At 71.6% G+C, this 19,774-nt stretch carries 18 protein-coding genes; 11 read left to right on the forward strand and 7 right to left on the reverse strand.

What is annotated here, in order from left to right:
• Positions 1-30 precede the first annotated feature (30 nt).
• The gene (locus AB0I91_RS40870; RefSeq protein ID WP_498779773.1) at positions 31-621 is read right to left on the reverse strand and encodes an FKBP-type peptidyl-prolyl cis-trans isomerase; all 591 of its coding nucleotides are present in this window, start codon (positions 619-621) and stop codon (positions 31-33) included.
• A 221-nt stretch (positions 622-842) separates the two neighbouring features.
• On the opposite strand from AB0I91_RS40870, the gene AB0I91_RS40875 reads away from it, so the two are divergent.
• The 3 genes from AB0I91_RS40875 to AB0I91_RS40885 are packed head-to-tail and all read left to right on the forward strand — an operon-like array spanning position 843 to position 3,214.
• Positions 843-1,850, forward strand: coding sequence for a hypothetical protein (locus tag AB0I91_RS40875; protein ID WP_498779775.1), 1,008 nt, complete (start codon positions 843-845; stop codon positions 1,848-1,850).
• A 6-nt stretch (positions 1,851-1,856) separates the two neighbouring features.
• Entirely contained in the window at positions 1,857-2,504 is a 648-nt protein-coding gene (locus AB0I91_RS40880; protein ID WP_498779776.1) for a hypothetical protein, read from the forward strand.
• Positions 2,505-2,563: 59 nt separating this feature from the next.
• A complete protein-coding gene (locus AB0I91_RS40885; RefSeq protein ID WP_499616746.1) occupies positions 2,564-3,214 on the forward strand; it encodes an HD domain-containing protein in 651 nt (216 codons plus the stop codon).
• Here AB0I91_RS40885 and AB0I91_RS40890 read toward each other — a convergent pair.
• From AB0I91_RS40890 to AB0I91_RS40900, 3 genes are read right to left on the reverse strand one after another with little or no spacing between them, the layout of a single operon-like run.
• A complete protein-coding gene (locus AB0I91_RS40890; RefSeq protein WP_499641705.1) occupies positions 3,211-3,549 on the reverse strand; it encodes a hypothetical protein in 339 nt (112 codons plus the stop codon). The genes AB0I91_RS40885 and AB0I91_RS40890 overlap by 4 nt on opposite strands.
• A 2-nt stretch (positions 3,550-3,551) precedes the next feature.
• Positions 3,552-4,046, reverse strand: a complete 495-nt coding sequence (locus AB0I91_RS40895) for a hypothetical protein (RefSeq protein WP_499641707.1) — start codon at positions 4,044-4,046, stop codon at positions 3,552-3,554.
• Between the two features lie 46 nt (positions 4,047-4,092).
• On the reverse strand, positions 4,093-5,016 hold the full coding sequence (locus tag AB0I91_RS40900) for a heme o synthase (protein WP_498779782.1): 924 nt from the start codon (positions 5,014-5,016) through the stop codon (positions 4,093-4,095).
• A 255-nt stretch (positions 5,017-5,271) separates the two neighbouring features.
• Here AB0I91_RS40900 and tkt point away from each other — a divergent pair, with 255 nt between their 5' ends.
• From tkt to AB0I91_RS40935, 7 genes are all read left to right on the forward strand, one after another.
• Positions 5,272-7,362 carry a transketolase gene (gene tkt / locus AB0I91_RS40905; RefSeq protein WP_498779783.1) on the forward strand — a complete coding sequence of 697 codons (2,091 nt, stop codon included), beginning with the start codon at positions 5,272-5,274 and terminating at the stop codon, positions 7,360-7,362.
• A gap of 23 nt (positions 7,363-7,385) precedes the next feature.
• Positions 7,386-8,498 carry a transaldolase gene (gene tal, locus AB0I91_RS40910; protein WP_498779784.1) on the forward strand — a complete coding sequence of 371 codons (1,113 nt, stop codon included), beginning with the start codon at positions 7,386-7,388 and terminating at the stop codon, positions 8,496-8,498.
• Positions 8,499-8,523: 25 nt separating this feature from the next.
• Positions 8,524-10,140, forward strand: a complete 1,617-nt coding sequence (locus AB0I91_RS40915; protein WP_498779786.1) for a phosphoglucose isomerase-related protein — start codon at positions 8,524-8,526, stop codon at positions 10,138-10,140.
• Positions 10,137-11,678, forward strand: coding sequence for a glucose-6-phosphate dehydrogenase (gene zwf / locus AB0I91_RS40920; RefSeq protein ID WP_498779788.1), 1,542 nt, complete (start codon positions 10,137-10,139; stop codon positions 11,676-11,678). Before AB0I91_RS40915 ends, zwf begins: the two co-directional genes overlap by 4 nt.
• A complete protein-coding gene (gene opcA, locus AB0I91_RS40925) occupies positions 11,675-12,934 on the forward strand; it encodes a glucose-6-phosphate dehydrogenase assembly protein OpcA (RefSeq protein ID WP_498779790.1) in 1,260 nt (419 codons plus the stop codon). Before zwf ends, opcA begins: the two co-directional genes overlap by 4 nt.
• Positions 12,931-13,698: a 6-phosphogluconolactonase gene (gene pgl, locus AB0I91_RS40930; RefSeq protein ID WP_498779791.1), complete on the forward strand. Its 768-nt coding sequence runs from the start codon at positions 12,931-12,933 to the stop codon at positions 13,696-13,698. Before opcA ends, pgl begins: the two co-directional genes overlap by 4 nt.
• A 221-nt stretch (positions 13,699-13,919) precedes the next feature.
• The gene (locus AB0I91_RS40935) at positions 13,920-15,218 is read left to right on the forward strand and encodes a sensor histidine kinase (RefSeq protein ID WP_499641709.1); all 1,299 of its coding nucleotides are present in this window, start codon (positions 13,920-13,922) and stop codon (positions 15,216-15,218) included.
• Between the two features lie 755 nt (positions 15,219-15,973).
• Here the strand turns inward: AB0I91_RS40935 and AB0I91_RS40940 are convergent.
• Complete coding sequence (locus tag AB0I91_RS40940) at positions 15,974-17,677, reverse strand: serine/threonine-protein kinase (RefSeq protein WP_499641711.1); 1,704 nt, start codon at positions 17,675-17,677, stop codon at positions 15,974-15,976.
• Positions 17,674-18,483, reverse strand: a complete 810-nt coding sequence (locus tag AB0I91_RS40945) for a hypothetical protein (RefSeq protein ID WP_498779794.1) — start codon at positions 18,481-18,483, stop codon at positions 17,674-17,676. Before AB0I91_RS40945 ends, AB0I91_RS40940 begins: the two co-directional genes overlap by 4 nt.
• Positions 18,484-18,562: 79 nt before the next feature.
• On the opposite strand from AB0I91_RS40945, the gene AB0I91_RS40950 reads away from it, so the two are divergent.
• The gene (locus AB0I91_RS40950; protein ID WP_499616772.1) at positions 18,563-19,441 is read left to right on the forward strand and encodes a hypothetical protein; all 879 of its coding nucleotides are present in this window, start codon (positions 18,563-18,565) and stop codon (positions 19,439-19,441) included.
• Between the two features lie 142 nt (positions 19,442-19,583).
• On the opposite strand, the gene AB0I91_RS40955 is transcribed toward AB0I91_RS40950, so the two are convergent.
• On the reverse strand, positions 19,584-19,774 hold a 191-nt coding region (locus AB0I91_RS40955; RefSeq protein ID WP_499641713.1), incomplete at its 5' end, for a transposase.

Here is a 19,774-nt window from a genome sequence, read left to right on the forward strand (position 1 = left end):
CGCCCTTCCGCCGCTCCCGGCGGGCGCCGCTCAGCCGGCGACCTTCACCGCGTCGACCACGAAGATCAGCGTCTCGCCGGGCTGGATGTCGTCCTTGCCGTTCGGGTAACCCTTGTCCGACGGCACGACGAGCAGCCGGCGACCACCCTCCTTGAGCCCGATCAGGCCCTCGTTCCAGCCCTGGATCACGTTGGCCTGGCCGATGTTCGCCAGCTCGAACGGCTCGCCGTTGTCCCACGACGACTCGCGCGTGCGCTGGTCGCGGAACGTCGCCAGCACGTAGTGCAGCTGCGCCGTGGAGCCGGGCTTGATCTCCGCGCCGGTGCCCTCGGTCAGGTCCTCGACCAGCAGGCCGTCCTGCGGCGTGCAGCCGGTCGGGACGGTGATCGTCGGCTTCTCCCCCGGCGCGCCGGTCACCTGGTACTGCGCCACCGCGCACGGCGGGCCGCTCGGCTCGGGCAAGTCGGCCTCGGTGGGCTGCTGCGCCTCGGGCTGGGCGGCGGTCGCGGGCGGGGTGTTGGTGAGGGTGGACGGCCGGTCGCTAGCGGTGCACGCGGTCAGCGCCAGACCGGCGGACAACAGGGAGACGAGAGCCAGGGCCGTACGGCCGACAGTACGCATGGTTGCCGAGCTTAGGGTTCACGCCCGCGCGGCGCGCCGCGGCCCCACCGGCAGGCCCAACGCCGATCACGGTGCGCGGTCGTCGATCTTCGAAACAATCCGCAAATGTGCCACTAATTACCGCTTCCGCCGTTGCGTACTCGCGCGTACAGTAACTCCGCGCACTTGATCGCATACCGAGAGCATTCGGCCGTTCGAGTGCCCACCAAGGAGGTGACACCGTGTCCGCGGAGCCGAAGGGCATCCGCAGCAACCTGTTACAGGAATTGTTCTGGACCAGAACAGGGCTGCTCCTGCTCAGCCTAGTCGTCACTTCCGGCAGCGCTCTGGCCATTTCCAGCACGATGGATCAAGGAGCCCTGCGCACGTTCCTCACGTCGGTCGGCACCGGCACGTTGATCTCCGCCGTGGTCGGGTTCGGGCAGACGTTGATCACCAGTTCGGCCGCGCAACGGGCGTTGGTCACGCCGGTCGTGGAGGAGAGCCGCCGGGCGCTGCGCGACCTCGCCGCCGAGTACCGGGCCCTGGACCGCGAGTTCTTCCCCACTCACGTGTTCGAGCCGACCGCACGGCCCGATCCGGCCTTCAACCAGGTCATGATGCAGGACCTGGAGCGCACGCGGCTGTACGTGTTCCGCGGCTTCGCGGGGCGCTACGCGGCCGGCCGGCTGCTGCTGTCGCAGACGGAGTGCGAGCTCAGAGCCGTCCTGGCCGATCCGCGGGACGACGACGCGATCCGCGGGCGGGCGCGTTACCTGCTGCGCAACGAGGGCGTGGACGGCGACTACGACGCGATCGCGGCGCGGTTGCGCGAGCAGATCTCCATCGGCCTGGTGGGGCTGTTCCTGGCCCGCGGCCGGTGCTCGCGGATCGACCTGACGATCGTGTCCGACCCGCCGTTGGACCGACTGGAGCTCTTCGACGACAGCGTCTGGCTCACCCTCTACAGCAACACCAGCGCGGGCGTGATCCGGCTCTACCCGCGCACGGTGCGGTTCTCGGAGGGCTCGTTCATCTACGGGATGGAACGCGCCGAGTTCCTGCGCATCAGCAATTCCAAGGCAGGGCTCCACATCGTCATCACGCCGGGCACCAGTCGGGCGGACTTCCTCGCCCTGTTCGAGAAGATCACCGGCGACCCGCTCACCGACGACGGGTTCCGATCGCTCGAGGAGAAGTTCCACCGATTCCGCAAAGAATTCTCCGCCTCCGCTCAGCTGGGGAGCTGATAAGTCGTGCTCACCGAGTTCACCGGGTTCTCCGCCCTCGCGGAGCTCGCCACGCTCATCGCCGTGGCCGACCCCCCTGTCGTCGACCACTGGGGACACGTCGAGAGGCGTTTCCAGGAGTGGGCGGGCCGACCCGGCCTGCGGGAGAGGCTGCGCGGGCACCTGCGCGCCCTCTCACCGCAGGACGAGATGCGCGTGGTGGCCAGATCCCGCGAGACGACGACCCACTTCGCGTGGTGCCTGCGGGACGAGCCGGCCGAGCCGTTCACGTTCTGGCTGCACGAGTACAAGCCGCAGCGGGACTGGCGACCGGGCTACGCCGACTCGATCCACAACCACCGCTACCACTTCTGCACCACCATCGTGTCGGGCTCCTACCTGCACGAGCGCTTCACCGCGGACGTGGCCGACGAAGGCCGGCAGATCGTGTCCACCACCCTGCTGCGCAGCGCCGAGGCCCACGAGGGCTCCTCGGGCACGATGCTCGCGCACGAGTTCCACCGCATCCCGAAGGCCGCCGACGACACCATGACGTTCCTGGTCAAGTCGCGCGCGGTCAGCCCGTGGAGCCTCAGCTACGACCCCGACACCCGGACCAGCCACCGGCACGTGCCGGTCGAGGCGAGGTTGGAGGTCCTGACGAACAACCTCTAACCCGCGCCAACGATCTTCGCGCGCCCCTACCATCGGCCCACCCGGCACGGGAGGGTCCAATGAGTACGGTCACGAACGCGGTCACGGCGCGGGCGATCTCCGAGGTGGAGGGCGAGGTGTGGCGGCTGTGCCGCGACCTCGCCGCGAAACTGCAGTTCCACGGCTGGCACCACGTCAGCTTCGTGCGGGACAAGGCCGTCCACTTCGCCCGGCGCAACGGCTCGGACGTGTCGCTGGTCGAGGTGGCCGCCCTCGTCCACGACGTCAACTACATGGTCCGGCGCAACTCGCTGCCGGTGGACGGCAGGAAGCTGCGGCTGGACATCCTGGCGCGCGCGGGCGTGCCGGACGAGGTCGCGGCGCGGGTCGACGCGGTGGTCGAGGAGGCCGAGATGCGCACCCGCCACCGCGACATCCCGCTCGAGGCGCAGGCGCTGTCCGACGCGGACACGCTGTTCAAGGCGCTGCCGGTGACGCCGGTGGTGCTCGCGCCCAAGTACCTCGAGGAGAACGGCATCTCGCTCAGGGAGCTGGCGCACAAGATCGTCGGCGAGCAGCGGGGCAAGCACGACGAGGGCTACTACTTCTACGACCCGGAGGCGGCGGCCACCTACTCCAGGTGGGCCACGGCGAACCTGGAGCTGTGGTCGTGCATCGTGGAGTCGCTGGACGACCCGACGGTGAACGAGCTGCTGTCGGCGGTGTCCTAGGCCTGCTTGTCCCACACGACCAGGTCGAACTTGACCCATCGGTAGGAATCGACGTCCACCACGACGAAGCCGGCCCAGCGGCCCTCTGTCGTCTTCACGCAGAAGGACGCGCCCTGGCCCACCATCTCGCTGTTGATGTAATCGTCCACGGCCGTGGCGGCCGAGCACTCCTGATGAGTGGGCGGCGCCTCGGCGAGCTTCTCCGCGACCAGGACGATGTGCGCGGCGCGGAACCCGCCCTCGTACTTCAGGTCGGTCCGCTGCGTCGACTTGGCGGTGACACCACCGTTCTCGTCGGTGGTCGAGTCCAAGTCGATGGAGTAGTCGTAGTTCATCGTCACCTGACCGGCGCGGACCTGCCCGGCGGCGGGCGGCGCCGGGACGACGGTGGTCGTGCTCCCGGTGGTCGTGCTCCCGCCGGTCGTCGGCCCCGCCGCCGGCGTGGACGTGGAGCCGCCCACATCGGCGGCGACCGCGGTCGTCGTGGTGGTGGCCGATCCGGCGCGGGCTTCACCGGCGGTGGGGCGCAGTCCAGGCCGCCGAGCACACCGCCCGTGGCGGCGCCCACCACGGTCAGCAGCACCGGCACCACGAAGTGCTTGGTCAGCTGCTGCCGAGGACGACGGCCCCACCGGTAGAGCAGCCAGACACCGACGAGGGTGACGACACCGGCCGCCACCAGCGACAACGGGACCTGGTCCTGGATGCCGCCGACCACCGAGAGCAGCAGCGCGGCGACGCCGGCCATGCCGCCGAACACCTGCCAGCGATCGACTGTCGCCTTGTCGAACGTGCCCCGATCGGGTGGCGACCCATCCCCCTGCACAGCCATGTCGATCAGGCTAGCTATCCGCAAATATGCGGAAAGTGCATCAAGCTCAGAACGGCCAGCCGAGGACCGGCAGGCCGATCACCGCGTCCACGGCCAGGCCGCAGAACACGAGCATCAGGTACAGGTTCGACAGGTGGAAGAACTTCATCGTGTTCGTCGACCCGCCGCGCCGCACGACGCCGTGCAGCCGGTGGGCGAACACCGCGAACCACACGCCCGACGCCGCCGCGATCGCGACGTAGATCCACGACGTCACCGGCGCCAGCAGCAGCGTGCACGCGACCGTGATCCACGAGTAGATGACGATCTGGCGCGTGACCTGCTGCGCCGTCGCCACCACCGGCAGCATCGGCACGCCGGCCCGCGCGTAGTCCTCCTTGAACTTCATCGCGAGCGCCCACGTGTGCGGCGGCGTCCAGAAGAAGATCACGCCGAACATCACCAGCGCGGGCCACGCCACCGTGCCGGTCACCGCGGACCAGCCGATGATCACCGGCATGCAGCCGGCCATGCCGCCCCAGATGATGTTCTGCGAGGTCCGGCGCTTGAGCACCAGGGTGTAGACGAAGATGTAGAACAGGATCGTGGCCACCGCGAACACGGCCGACATGAGGTTCGTGGTCAGCCACAGGAACCCGAACGACACGACGCCCAGCACGATGCCGAAGATCAGCGCGTTGCGCGGCGGGATGGCGTCCTTCGCCAGCGGCCGGGCGCTGGTCCGCTTCATCACCGAGTCGATGTCGGCGTCGACGTAGCAGTTCAGCGCGTTCGCCGAGCCCGCGGCCAGGGTGCCGCCCGCCAGGGTGCACGCGATCAGCCACAGCGGCGGCAGGCCGCGGGCGGCCAGGAGCATCGCCGGGATGGTGGTGATCAGCAGCAGCTCGATCACCCGTGGCTTGGTCAGCGCGACATACGCGCCGACGACCTGCCGGGGCGACCGCGCCGGAGCCTCGGTGACGGCACTCATGGCGTCGCGCTCCTCGTCAGGTCAGGGGATGGACAGATGGTAACCGCGCGTTGCCCGAGCAGCCCCTTCGGGTACTCCCTGAACGCACCAGCCATGCCTGTGCGTACACCCACAGAGCGTGAGTGGCACGTGCGTCCGTTCGTCGGACTAGGCTGGCCGGCGGACCTTGGTAGCCGCGGATCGGGCCTGACGGGATCGATTAAGTTCACGCCGGCCGTCACAACCGCCGCCTAGTGAGTTTGGAGCTGGAAGTCAGTGTCCGTCACCGATGACATCGCCCGGTTGACCGAAGCCCACCTGCCCGAAGATTGGACCGACCTGGACAGGCGCGCGGTGGACACCGCCCGCGTCCTGGCCGCGGACGCCGTGCAGAAGGTCGGCAACGGCCACCCCGGCACCGCCATGAGCCTCGCGCCGCTCGCGTACACCCTGTTCCAGCGGGTCATGCGGCACGACCCGGCCGACGCCGACTGGATCGGCCGCGACCGGTTCGTGCTCAGCGCGGGCCACTCCAGCCTGACGCTGTACGTCCAGCTGTTCCTCAACGGCTACGGCCTGGAGCTGGACGACCTCAAGGCGCTGCGCACGTGGGGCTCGCAGACCCCGGGCCACCCCGAGGTCGGCCACACGCGCGGCGTCGAGACCACGACCGGCCCGCTGGGCCAGGGCCTGGCGAACGCGGTCGGCATGGCGATGGCCGCCCGCCGCGAGCGCGGCCTGTACGACCCGGACGCGCCGGTCGGCGAGAGCCCGTTCGACCACCACATCTTCGTGATCGCCTCCGACGGCGACATCGAGGAGGGCGTCACGTCCGAGGCGTCGTCGCTGGCGGGCACCCAGAAGCTGGGCAACCTGACCGTGATCTACGACGACAACAAGATCTCGATCGAGGACGACACGACGATCGCGCTGTCCGAGGACACCGCGAAGCGCTACGAGGCCTACGGCTGGCACGTGCAGGTCGTCGAGGGCGGCGAGAACGTGACGGGCATCCTCGAGGCCCTGGAGAACGCCAAGGCGGAGACCGAGCGCCCGTCGTTCATCCTGCTGCGCACGATCATCGGCTTCCCGGCGCCGAACAAGCAGAACACCGGCGCGGCGCACGGCGCGGCCCTGGGCGCGGACGAGGTCGCCGAGGTCAAGCGCATCCTGGGCTTCGACCCGGAGCAGACGTTCGAGGTCTCCGACGAGGTGCTGGAGCACACGCGTTCGGTGGTCAAGCGCGGCGAGGCCGCCAAGTCCGAGTGGCAGAAGTCGTTCGACGCGTGGGCGCAGGCGAACCCGGAGCGCAAGGCGCTGCTGGACCGCCTGGTCGCCCGCCGGCTGCCGGAGGGCTGGGCGGACGCGCTGCCGTCGTGGGAGCCCGACGCCAAGGGCGTGCCGACCCGCAAGGCGTCCGGCCAGGTGCTGTCCGCCCTCGGCCCGGTGCTGCCGGAGCTGTGGGGCGGCTCGGCCGACCTGGCCGAGTCCAACCTGACCACGATCAAGGGCGCGGACTCCTTCGGCCCCGAGACGATCTCCACCAAGATGTGGTCGGCCAACCCGTACGGCCGCACGCTGCACTTCGGTGTCCGCGAGCACGCCATGGGCTCGATCCTCAACGGCATCGCGCTGCACGGCCCGACCCGCCCGTACGGCGGCACGTTCCTGGTGTTCAGCGACTACATGCGCCCGGCCGTCCGGTTGGCCGCGATCATGCAGGCCGCGGTCACGTACGTCTGGACGCACGACTCCATCGGCCTGGGCGAGGACGGTCCGACGCACCAGCCGATCGAGCACCTCGCGGCGCTGCGCGCCATCCCGGGCCTCGCCGTGCTGCGGCCCGGTGACGCGAACGAGACCGCCGCCGCCTGGAAGGCGACGCTGGAGCAGACCGGCCCCGTGGGGCTGGCGCTGACCCGCCAGAACATCCCCGTGCTCGAGGGCACCAAGGAGAGGGCCGCCGAGGGCGTCGCGCGCGGCGGCTACGTGCTGGAGGGCGACGGCGAGCCGGAGCTGATCCTCATCGCGACCGGCTCGGAGCTGCAGATCGCGGTCGAGGCCCGCAAGGTCTTCGAGGCCGAGGGCGTCGCCACCCGGGTGGTGTCCATGCCGAGCGTCGAGTGGTTCGACGCGCAGGACAAGAGCTACCAGGAGCAGGTGCTGCCGTCGTCGGTGAAGGCGCGCGTGGTGGTCGAGGCGGGCATCGCCCAGCCGTGGCACCGGTTCGCGGGCGACACCGGCGAGATCGTGTCCATCGAGCACTTCGGCGCCTCGGCGGACTACCAGACGCTGTTCCGCGAGTTCGGGTTCACGACGGAGAACGTCGTCGCGGCGGCCCGCCGCTCGCTGGCCCGGACCAAGTAAGAGACTTCAGGGGAGTTGACGAGATGAGCACCAATCCGCTGGCCGCGCTCAGCGACGCGGGCGTGTCGATCTGGCTGGACGACCTGTCCCGCGAGCGGCTGGACTCCGGCAACCTCGCCGGCCTGGTCGCCGAGCGGCACGTGGTGGGCGTGACCACCAACCCGACGATCTTCGCCGCCGCCCTGTCCAAGGGCTCGGCCTACGACGAGCAGGTGCGCGAGCTGGCTGCGCGCGGCGCCGACACCGACGCCGCCGTCCGCGAGATCACCACCACGGACGTGCGCAACGCGTGCGACCTGTTCCGCGACATCTACACCGCCACCGACGGCGTCGACGGCCGCGTGTCGATCGAGGTCGACCCGCGGCTGGCCAACGACACCGAGGCCACCGTCGCCGAGGCGCTCGACCTGGCCAAGGCCGTCGACCGGCCGAACCTGCTGGTGAAGATCCCGGCCACGGTCGAGGGCCTGCCCGCGATCACCCGGGTGCTCGCCGAGGGCATCAGCGTGAACGTGACGCTGATCTTCTCCGTGGAGCGCTACCGGCACGTGATGGAGGCGTTCGTCGCGGGCCTGGAGCAGGCCAAGGCCAACGGGCACGACCTGCGCGGCATCCACTCCGTGGCGTCGTTCTTCGTGTCCCGGGTGGACAGCGAGATCGACAAGCGGCTCGACGCGCTGGACACCCCGGCGGCGGCCGCGCTGCGCGGCAAGGCGGCCATCGCGAACGCGGTGCTGGCCTACGCGGCGTACGAGGAGACGTTCCGCGGCGAGCGCTGGGAGGCGCTGGCCGCCGCGGGCGCCCGCGCGCAGCGTCCACTGTGGGCGTCCACCGGTGTGAAGGACCCGCAGTACTCCGACACCCGGTACGTGGACCAGCTCGTGGTGGCCGACACGGTCAACACGATGCCGGAGAAGACCCTGCACGCGGTCGCCGACCACGGCAAGATCGAGGGCGACGCGGTCACCGGCCGCGCGGCGCAGGCGCAGGAGGTCTTCGACGGGCTGGTCGAGGTCGGCATCGACCTGGACGACGTGTTCGTCGTGCTGGAGACCGAGGGCGTCGACAAGTTCGAGAAGTCGTGGGCCGAACTGCTCGACACGGTGACCGGACAGCTGAACCAGGCCAAGGCCTGAGAGCCGAGAACGGGACAGGACTGACATGACCGAGGTGATCTCCGTGGAGATCGTCCGCACGCCGAACCAGAACCAGGTCGACACCGTCGTGGGCGACCTGGTCCGGGATTCGGCTCCGAGCAGGCTCACCGCGGGGGACGCCACCCTGTGGGGCGCCGACGCGGAGCCCGAGGCGTCGATCCGCCTGGCGTGGACGACGCTGCACGAGACGTCCCGCCCGCTGGTCGCGGAGATCACCGCGCTGCGCGACGAGCTGCTCGCCGAAGGCGTGGACCGCGTGGTCCTCGCCGGCATGGGCGGCTCGTCGCTCGCGCCCGAGGTGATCACGGGCACGGCAGGCGTGCCGCTGGTGGTGCTCGACACCACCGACCCCGGCCAGGTGGCCGAGGCGCTCGCGGGCGACCTGAAGCGCACGGTCGTGGTGGTGTCGTCCAAGTCGGGCGGCACCGTGGAGACCGACAGCCACCGGCGGATCTTCGAGGCCGCGTTCGCCGCGGCGGGCATCGACGCGGCGTCGCGGATCGTCGTGGTGACCGACCCGGGCTCGCCGCTGGAGGCGGCGTCGCGGGAAGCGGGCTACCGCAAGGTGTTCCTGGCCGACCCGCACGTCGGCGGCCGGTACTCGGCGCTGACCGCGTTCGGCCTGGTGCCCTCCGGGCTGGCGGGGGCGGACGTCGGCAAGCTGCTCGACGAGGCCGCCTCCGCCGCGCCGCTGGTGTCGGCCGACTCGCCGGACAACCCGGCGGTGGTGCTGGCGGCGACGTTCGCGGTGGCGCACGCGCACGGCGCGGAGAAGGTCGTGCTCGCCGACACCGGCTCGGGCATCGCCGGGTTCGGCGACTGGGCTGAGCAGCTGATCGCCGAGTCGACCGGCAAGAACGGCACCGGCCTGCTGCCCGTGGTGGTCGAGGGCCCGGGCGCGCCCGGTTTCGTGGACGCCCGCTCCGACGCCACGACCGTCGCGATCGGACCGGCCACCGGCTCGTCCACGCTGTCGGTCGAGGGCTCGCTCGGCGCGCAGTTCCTGGTGTGGGAGTACGCGACCGCGCTGGTGGGCCGGGTGCTGGAGATCAACCCGTTCGACCAGCCCGACGTGGAGGCGGCGAAGAAGGCGGCCCGGTCCCTGCTGGACTCCCCCGCCGCGTCGACGGTCGAGCCGGCCTTCGTGGACGGTCCGATCGAGGCCTACCCCAGCGAGGGCTGGCTGCCGGCGGACGTGAAGACGGTCGCCGAGGCGCTGAAGGCGCTGGTCGCCGCCGCGCCCGAGCACGGCTACCTGTCCGTGCAGGCCTACCTCGACCGGGTCGACGACGCGTCGTTCGCCCTCGTTCGCCCGGAGTTGGCGCAGCGTTCACACCTGCAGACCACCTTCGGGTGGGGACCGCGGTTCCTGCACTCGACCGGCCAGTACCACAAGGGCGGTCACCAGAACGGCGTGTTCCTGCAGCTGACCGGCGAGTCCGAGACGAAGCTGGACGTGCCGGACCGGCCGTACGACCTCAGCACGTTGCAGCTGGCCCAGGCGCTGGGCGACGGCCAGGTGCTCGCCGAGCGCGGGCGCCCGGTGCTGCGGCTGCACCTGACCGACCGCGTCGCCGGGCTCGCGCAGCTCGTCGAGGCAATCCAGGAGGACGGTTCGTGAGTGCGCCGACCAAGCGCAACCCGTTGCGCGACCCGCGGGACAAGCGGCTCCCGCGCATCGCCGGGCCGTCCGGCCTGGTGATCTTCGGCGTGACGGGCGACCTGTCGCGCAAGAAGCTCATGCCCGCCATCTACGACCTGGCCAACCGCGGCCTGCTGCCGCCGGGCTTCGCGCTCGTCGGCTTCGCCCGCCGCGACTGGGCCGACCAGGACTTCATGCAGGTCGTGCACGACGCCGTCAAGGAGCACGCGCGCACGCCGTTCCGGCAGGAGGTCTGGAACCAGCTCGCCGAGGGCATCCGGTTCGTGCAGGGCACCTTCGACGACGACGCGGCGTTCGACTCGCTCGCCGCGACGCTCGCCGACCTGGACCGCGAGCGCGGCACGGGCGGCAACCACGCGTTCTACCTGTCGGTGCCGCCCAGCGCGTTCACCACGGTGGTCAACCAGCTCAAGCGCGCGGGCCTGGCCACGCCGCCGACCGACAGCCCCGACCAGTGGCGCCGGGTGGTCATCGAGAAGCCGTTCGGCCACGACCTGGCCAGCGCCAAGCAGCTCAACAAGACCGTCAACGACGTCTTCCCCGAGGAGTCGGTGTTCCGCATCGACCACTACCTCGGCAAGGAGACGGTGCAGAACATCCTGGCGCTGCGCTTCGCCAACCAGCTCTACGAGCCCATCTGGAACGCCAACTACGTCGACCACGTGCAGATCACCATGGCCGAGGACATCGGCCTCGGCGGTCGCGCGGGCTACTACGACGGCATCGGCGCGGCCCGGGACGTGATCCAGAACCACCTGCTCCAGCTGCTCGCGCTGACCGCGATGGAGGAGCCGGTCTCGTTCCGGCCGAGCGACCTGCGCGCGGAGAAGGTCAAGGTGCTCTCGGCGACCCGCTCGATCGGGCCGTTCGACGAGACCACCGCCCGCGGCCAGTACACCGGTGGCTGGCAGGGCGGGCAGAAGGTGCTCGGGCTGCTGGAGGAAGGCGGGTTCGCGAAGGACTCGGTCACCGAGACCTACGCGGCCATCACCTGCGAGGTGAACACCCGCCGCTGGGCGGGCGTGCCGTTCTACCTGCGCACCGGCAAGCGCCTCGGCCGCCGCGTCACCGAGGTGGCCGTGGTGTTCAAGCGCGCGCCGCACCTGCCGTTCGACGACACCGCCACCGAGGAGCTGGGGCAGAACGCCCTGGTGGTGCGCGTGCAGCCGGACGAGGGCGTGACCATCCGGTTCGGCTCCAAGGTGCCGGGCAACTCGATGGAGGTCCGCGACGTCACGATGGACTTCGGCTACGGCCACGCGTTCACCGAGTCCTCGCCGGAGGCCTACGAGCGGCTGCTGCTGGACGTGCTGCTCGGCGAGCCGTCGCTGTTCCCGAAGAACGACGAGGTCGAGCTGTCCTGGGAGATCCTGGACCCCGTGATCAAGCACTGGAGCGCCACCGGCGCGCCGGAGAAGTACAAGGCAGGCACCTGGGGACCGGCGTCGGCGGACGAGATGCTGGCCCGCACCGGCAGGCACTGGAGGCGTCCGTGATCATCGACCTGCCCTCGACCACCACGTCGCAGGTCAACAGCAAGCTCGTGCGGCTGCGCGAGGAAGGCGGCGCGGTCACCCTCGGCCGGGTGCTGACGCTGGTCATCGTGACCGACGACGGCACCAAGACCGAGGACGCCATCGACGCGGCCAACGACGCCAGCCGCGAGCACCCCTGCCGGGTGATCGTGGTGGCGCGCGGCGCGCGCAAGGCCGCGCCCCGGCTCGACGCGCAGATCCGCGTCGGCGGTGACGCGGGCGCGTCCGAGGTCATCGTGCTGCGCCTGTACGGCGAGCTGGCCAACGAGGGCGCTTCGTGCGTCGTGCCGCTGCTGCTGCCGGACACCCCGGTGGTGGCGTGGTGGCCGAACGAGGCGCCCGCCGTGCCCGCCGAGGACCCCATCGGGCAGCTCGCGCAGCGCCGGATCACCGACGCGGCGGCGGAGAAGAACCCGATCCGGGCGTTGGAGCAGCGCCGGACGGGCTACCGGCCCGGCGACACGGACCTGGCGTGGACGCGGCTGACGCTGTGGCGGGCGATGCTCGCGTCGGCGTTCGACCTGCCGCCGCACGAGAAGGTCACCGAGGCCGAGGTGAGCGGCGAGAGCGACTCGCCGTCGACCGACCTGCTGGCCGCGTGGCTCGCCGGGTGCCTGCGGGTGCCGGTGAAGCGGGTGAAGGCCAGTCGCGGCGAGGGCATCGTCGACGTGCGGCTGGAGCGCCGGTCCGGGCTGGTCGAGCTGTCGCGCCCGGACGGCAAGGTGGGCACGCTGACCCAGCCCGGCCAGCCGGAGCGGAGGGTCGCGCTGCAGCGCCGCCAGGTGCGGGACTGCCTGGCCGAGGAGCTGCGCCGGCTCGACCCGGACGAGGTGTACGAGGCGGCGTTGCGGTCGCTGGGCAAGGTCGTGCGCGGTCGGACCGCGCCGAAGGCCACCGCCGCGGCGCGCAAGCCTGCGCGGGCCGGGTCCGGGGCCGCGTCCGGTCCCGCGTCCGGGGCCGCCAAGGCGAAGTCGGACGGCGGTCCGGGCGCGGGGGCCGACACCCGGCCCGCCGGCGCTTCGGCGGAGGTCGCGGCTTCGGCGGACTCGAAGGCGGGCTCGAAGGTGGACGGCAAGGTGGACGGCAGGCCCGCGAAGGCGCCGGCGAAGACCGCCGCCGCCAAGACCGCGGCGCCGAAGTCCTCCGGTGGCAAGGCCGCTCCCAAGGCCGCCGCGAAGGCCGCGCCCAAGGCGGCGAAGGCGAAGGCGGGCTCGTGAGCCGGCCCGAGGTGGTGGTGCACCGTGACGGCGACCTGCTGGCCGCCGCCGCGGCCGCCCGCCTGGTCACCAGCCTGGTGGACGCGCAGACCGCGCGCGGGTCGGCGTCGTTGGTGCTGACCGGCGGCAGGACCGGCATCGCGGTGCTGGAGCAGCTGCGCACCACGCCCGCCCGCGACGCGGTGGACTGGACCCGGGTCGACCTGTACTGGGGCGACGAGCGGTTCCTGCCCGCCGGGCACCCCGACCGCAACGAGACGCAGGCGCGGGAGGCGTTGCTGGACCACGTGCCGGTGCCGGCTTCGCGCGTGCACGTGATGGAGCCGTCCGACGGGCGGTTCGGCGACGACCCCGAGGCCGCCGCCGAGGCGTACGCCGCCGTGCTCGCCGCCGCGGCGGGCCCGGACGGTGCCGTGCCGTCGTTCGACGTGTGCCTGCTCGGTGTCGGGGAGGAGGGGCACGTGGCCTCGATCTTCCCGGAGTCGCCCGCGGTGGTGGAGCGGGAGCGCGCCGTCGTCGCGGTGCGCGACTGCCCCAAGCCGCCGCCGACCCGGGTGAGCCTCACCCTGCCCGCCATCCGCGCGGCGCGCGAGGTGTGGCTGATGACGACGGGTGCGGCGAAGGGCGAGGCCGTGGCCCTCGGCCTGACCGGCGCCGACGAAGCCCAACTGCCGGCCGCGGGCGCCCGTGGTCGGCAGCGCACGCTGTGGCTGCTCGACACGGCCGCCGCCGCGAAGGCGCCGACCACCCCGCCGTCGGCCTGACCCACCCCCTCCGCTGCCGCCGTCGTCCGTTCCGGGCGACGGCGGCAGCGGCGTTCTCGGGGTGATTTGGCGCACTCGCGGGCCGTCTTCACGCACGTTGTCCGCTCACCGGACGTTCGCGCTCGCAATTTTGTGCGGCGTCGGGCGTCCCGTTCGGGTAATCACAGCATCTCGAAGGGTGAGCGGGTCGTTCGAGCGGGTCGGGGGCGGAAAGGCGGGTCATGCCAAGCGTGATGACAGCGCAGTACGGTGAGGACCGGCGGACAGCTGACACAGGAGGTCGAACCCTGGCCGGCAACGCTGTCGAAAGACTGCCGAGCGGTCGGGTCAACGGCGTCGCGACCGAGCGGGTGCGGCGTGCTGCCCGCCTCGGGGCGCTCGGGCGGTTCCTCTCCCGCGTGCTCGGCCGGCACCGGCAGCTCGCGTTCGACGCGGCGGCCGTCGGCATCGCGGCGCTGGACGTGTGGCTGCGGGTCGTGCCCGAGGCCGAGCCGTACAACTACGTGCTGTCGGTCGTGTCGGTGGCGGCGGTGGCGCTGCGCCGGCGGTTCCCGTTCCTGGTCGTGCTGATCACCGTGCCCGGGTTCCTGGCCGGGTGGGCGCAGTTGGCGGCGATGATCGCGCTGGGGACGTTGGCGCGGCAGCAGCTGCTGTCGAAGCAGACCTACATCGGCGCGGCGCTGGTGTGGCTGAGCCGGTTCTTCGTGTGGCCGCCGGCCGAGTTCGCGGCGTTGGACTGGAAGACGCACGTCCACAACGCCATCTACGGGTGCATCGTGGCGGGGATGCCGATCGCGATCGGGTTGCTGGCGCACGCGCGGGAGGAGTTGTCGGCGCGGATCGCCGAGCTGGCCGCGAGCCGGGAGCGGGAGCGGATGCTGCACGCGCACGCGGTGCGGGCGGACGAGCGGGCCAGGTTGGCGCGGGAGATGCACGACGTCGTGTCGCACCAGGTGAGCTTGATCGCGATGCAGGCGGGTGCGCTGCGGATGGCGGCGGCCGACCCGAACGCGAAGCAGGTCGCCGGGACGATCCGGATGTTGAGCACGAGGACGTTGGACGAGCTGCGGCAGCTGGTCAGCGTGCTGCGGACGACGAGCGGCGAGGACTCGCCGCAGCCCCGGGTCGAGGATTTGGCGCAGCTGGTGGGTGCGGCGGGGATTCCGGCGACGTTGACCGTGCGGGGCCCGATGGCCGATCTGCCGGCTCCGGTGTCGGGCGCGGCGTACCGGGTGGTGCAGGAGGCGTTGACGAACGTGCGGAAGCACGCGTGCGGTGCGGCGACGGCCGTGTCGGTGGTGGCCGATGCCGATCAGCTGCGCGTGGAGGTGCGCAACGAGGCGCCGGAGGGTGCGGTCGGGTCGGTGGACGGGGCGGCGTTGCCCAGCGGTGGTCATGGGTTGGTGGGGCTGAGGGAGCGTGCGGCGTTGTTGAACGGTGAGCTGGAGGCGGGGCCGACGGACAGCGGCGGCTTCACGGTGAGGGTGATGTTTCCCCTGGTCAGGACCCTCAAGCCCTGATTCCGCCCGTCACGCTAATGGGTGATCATTCTGGAATCATCAAACGAAACACTGTTATCGTCGATCTCGAACGTCGGTTGAAACAACGAGGCCGCCGACCAACCCCCGGCCCGTCCGAACCTCGCGGCGCACAGGAGGGGAGCGCGCCGCGAGCAGCGGACGGACGACGGACAACGGAGCACGAGCACGACGAAGGAGCCCGAGGTAAGGAACACGAGGAAGGAGCCACCCAAGAAGGAACCGCACCGAAGCAACACCCAACCCCCACCCCACCTCACCCACCGCCGCCAGCAGTCGGCACCCGATGGCCCGCCGGGCATCACGCTTGCCGCCGCACAGCTGCCGGCAGCGCTGCCCGAACACCGGCTCACCGGCAACCCACGACCGCCCGCCGCACGATCAGCCTGCCGCCACACTCGCAGGCATCGAGCGCCCGCACACACCCGCCCGAACCTGCGCCCGCCGCCCAGACAGCCGCCTGACCCGAAGCCTGTCGGTGCCAGCGGCCGCCGGTGGCAGATGTCGGCGCTGGCAGATGTCGGCGCTGGCAGCGATCGCATGCCGGCACCGGTCGAGTGGTAGCAGCGGCCAGTGGCGCACGTGCAGCCGGTCGGCGCACACGGCCGTCGGCGCGGAGAGCTGGCCGTGCATGTGGCCGTCGGCGCGGAGGGCTGGCCGTACACGGCCAGCAGCAGAGTCGAGGGCTGGCCGTGCGTGCGGCCACCAGAGTGGTGGGCTGACCGTGCGCGTAGCCGTCAGCGGAGAGCTGACCGTCGGGTGGCTACGGCCGTGCACAGTGCCGCCGCCACGCCCAGCCCGCCGCACACGAGCGCCGGCCACAAGTCAGGTGTGTGACGCAGCAGCACGGACGGCAGGAGCCACACGGCCACGCCGAGCGCGAAGCCCAACGGCGCCGACGCGACCACCGCCGCAGTCCCCGCCCGTCGTCGCCGCAGGGACCGCAGGATCGACTCCAGGTACGCGAGCGCGAACAGCAGCAGCACCGCGCTCCCCGCGCCCATGATGCTGATCATCGGGTGCGTGACCGGGCGGAGGGAGTAGTCGGTGGACTGGCCGTCGGCCGTCACCGTGGCCACGGCGGCGCCGCCCACGATCCACCGGCTCGCGCCCGGCAGCTCGAACGACAGTGAGGTGGTAGGCGAGGAGGGGGTGGAGGCGGGTTCGGAGGAGGACGTGGAGGCGGGGGCGGGTGGGGAGGCGGGGACGTCGGCCAGGGTGATGCCGACCGCCGTCACGGCGAGGCGCGCGGTCGCCGGGTTGCCTTGGCCCACGGTGACCGGCTTGCTCAGGTCGACGTCGAGGGCGGGCAGGGCGCGGCCCGGCAGGGCGAACGGGATGGTGATCATCACGGCCGCGGCGAGGGCGGCGGCCAGCGCGAACCAGCGGGCGGGCTTCGGGGCGGCGGTGGCGGCCAGGACCTGCGCGGCCGGGACGAGGGTCTGCGAGCCCAGCCGCGCGGGGGTCGACGGAGCGTCCACGAGCGTCGCCCGAACGGGCATGTCGAGGATTTCCCGCGGCACGGCGGAACCGGTCGCGGGACGAGTGCTCGCGGCGGCGACCTGCGGGCTCAGGTGGACCGGTTCGCCGAGGCGCAGCAGCCAGTCCCGGCCGAAGACCTCCGCCGCCGCGCCCGCCAGGTCCACCGCGAACGTCTCCGCGTTGCGGTACCGGGCCTGCGGGTCGCGTTCGATCCCCCGCATGATCACTCGGGCGAGTGGATCAGGTACCTCGATCAGGGGGCGGGGCTGCTGGTAGACGTGACGCTGGATCATCGCCAACGCCCCACCACCGCTGTCGAACGGCAGCCGGCCGCTGAGCAGCTCGTACAGCACCGTCGCCGCACCGTAGACGTCGGCCGCCGGGCTGAGCGGGTTGCCCAGCGCCTGTTCCGGCGACAGGTACGCGGGCGTGCCGAGCACCTGCCCGCCGTGCGTCACGAGCGTCGCACCCTCGCTCACCACCTGCGAGATCCCGAAATCGGCGACCTTGAGGACCCCACCGGCGGTGAAGAGCAGGTTCTTCGGCTTCACGTCCAGGTGCAGCACCCCGGCCCCGTGCGCCGCGTGCAGACCGGACAGCATCGCCAGACCGATGGCGCACGACGAAGCGGGCGTGACACCCGAACCGGTGAACTTCGACCACACCGTGCCACCGTCGAGCTTCTCCATCACCAGCAGGTGCTCGCCGCGGTCCTGGACGTAGTCGTACACGGGCACGATGTGCGGGTGGTCGAGCCGCGCCAGCAGCCGCGCCTCGTGCGCGAACCGGGCGCTCATCCGCTCGTCCGACGCGAGCACACCGGGCAGCCGCTTCACCGCCACCGCCCGCCCCAACGGCCGGTGCACGGCCGCGTACACGACCCCCATCCCGCCGCGCCCGACCTCCGCGCCGAGCTCGTACTGCGGCAGCGCCGCGACGACGTTCGCCGACACCGTCACGCCGCACCGCCCGGCAACGGCCGCGTGATGCGCTGCGTGCTCTCCGGGTCGACCGGACCGCCCGGACCGACCGGGGCCAGGTCGTCCGCGTCCGGGTGCGGTGTCAGGTAGCCCAGGGCGAACGCGACCGCCGCCGCGCCCAGCACGAACGGGATCTCCGCGGCCGGTGACGGCGCCATGATCCGCAGCACGGACAGCGAGATCACCGCGACGAGCCCGGTGCCGACGCCGGCGGGCAGGAACCGCATCGCCCGCTGCCACCGGTTCGCGGGCAGCCGCCGGCGGGCCAGCGCGAACAGCGCGCCCGCCCACGCCAGCAGGGTCAGCCCGAACAAGGCCAGCCCGAACACCCCGTAGACCGACCACAGCGACCCGCGCACGTCACCGGTCATGCCGATCGACGCGAGCACGTCGCGGTTGGTGTCGAGCACTTCCAGCTCGGTCGGCAGCAGGCCGGTCGCCTGGCCGCCGAGCTGCCCGAGGTCGAGCACGAACCCGCGCGTGACGCTCTCCTTGGCGGGCACGTCGAACGGCACGGTCGTGTCGTAGGAGAAGAACGTCAGCGCCAGCGCAGTGCCGGACAGCCGGATCGTCTTGATGTGCCGGACCGTGTCGGTTCCGTTGTGGACGGTCACGGAGATCAGGGAGGAGCGGGACGGGTCGAGCAGCAACTCGTCCTCGCCGACCGGTGTGCCGTCCACCGTGGCGTCGATGGTGACCGCGTCCCCGGCGGCGTGGGCCGGGGCGACGCCGAGGAAGATCCCGCACAGGAGCAGTAAACCGACGCTGCTCATAATGCGTCTCACAAGGGCACCTCATCGGGGGTCGCGGACTGGTCCGGGAGTCGGCATGCGATCGGCAGGAACACTAGCTCTACTCGGTGCCTTGGCATATGGCGTTACGGCGCTCGTAGCGGCACCGGTATCGGCGCAGCAGCAGGGCGTCGCGACCGCGAGCCCGGATTCCGGTCCGGCGGGCAGCACGTTCACGCTGAGTTGGACCGGCGTGTACCTCGACCCGGACTGCTCGAACCCCACCGTGCAGATCCTGTGGGACGGCGGGCGGGTGATCGGCAGCGGCAGGCACGCGGGTCGCGGCACGGGTTCGGGCACGGCGACCGTGCCGTCGGACGCGGGCGTCGGGACGCACCGGGTCACGGCGCGCCCGCAGTGCGCGGCGACGTCGAACCCGACGGACAGCTTCACGGTGACCGCGAGGCCGACCACGACCACGACCCCGCCGCCGGTCACGACGACGACCGCTCCCCCGGTGACCACGACGACCACCACGCGCCCGACGACCACCACCACCCGGCCGACGACGACCACGACAACCGCGACGACGACAACCACGACGGACAGCTCCGCGCCGACCACGACCGCCACCACGAGGCCGTTCGACGGTGACGGCGCGCTGACGTTGGACAAGGACAACATCCAGCCGGGTGACCCGTTGACGGCCACCGGCACGGGCTGTGACCCGGGGTCGTCGGTGCGGCTCAGCGCGCTGGGCGAGGCCGTCGGCGCGGCGAAGGCGGACGGCTCGGGCACGTTCAGCACCAGGGTCGAGTTCACCACGATCCAGCCGGGTCGCCACGTGATCCGCGCCGACTGCGGTGTGGTGCTGGTCGGGAGCGTGGACGTGGCGTTGACCAGCTCGACCGGCGGCACGACGTCCACCCTGGTGATCCTGGTGTTCTTCCTGCTCGTGGGCGCGATCATGGTCCGGCGCCAGTTCGCCGGCCTGTTCACCAAGCGGTCCTGAGGCGAGCGGGACCTGAGGCGAACCGGGCCTGAGCGGGGCAAACCTGAGCGGGCCCGAAGACGATGACGGCCCGAAGACGACGAAGGCCCCGGCGGGGAAGGGCGGATTCCAGGGGTCGTCGCAACACAACTGATCAACTGGCTTAGGTCAGGAGCTTAGCCAAACGCTCGGCTGGGGTGTCCCAGCCGAGCGTTTTGCGTGGGCGGCCGTTGAGTTCGGCGGCGACGGCGGCCAGATTCTCGGCGCTGTGGACGGCCAGGTCGGTGCTCTTGGGGAAATACTGGCGCAGCAGGCCGTTGGTGTTTTCGTTGCTGCCGCGTTGCCAGGGGCTGG

The sequence above is a fragment of the Actinosynnema sp. NPDC049800 genome, assembly GCF_040656635.1.
In the GTDB taxonomy this organism is placed as follows: domain Bacteria; phylum Actinomycetota; class Actinomycetes; order Mycobacteriales; family Pseudonocardiaceae; genus Actinosynnema.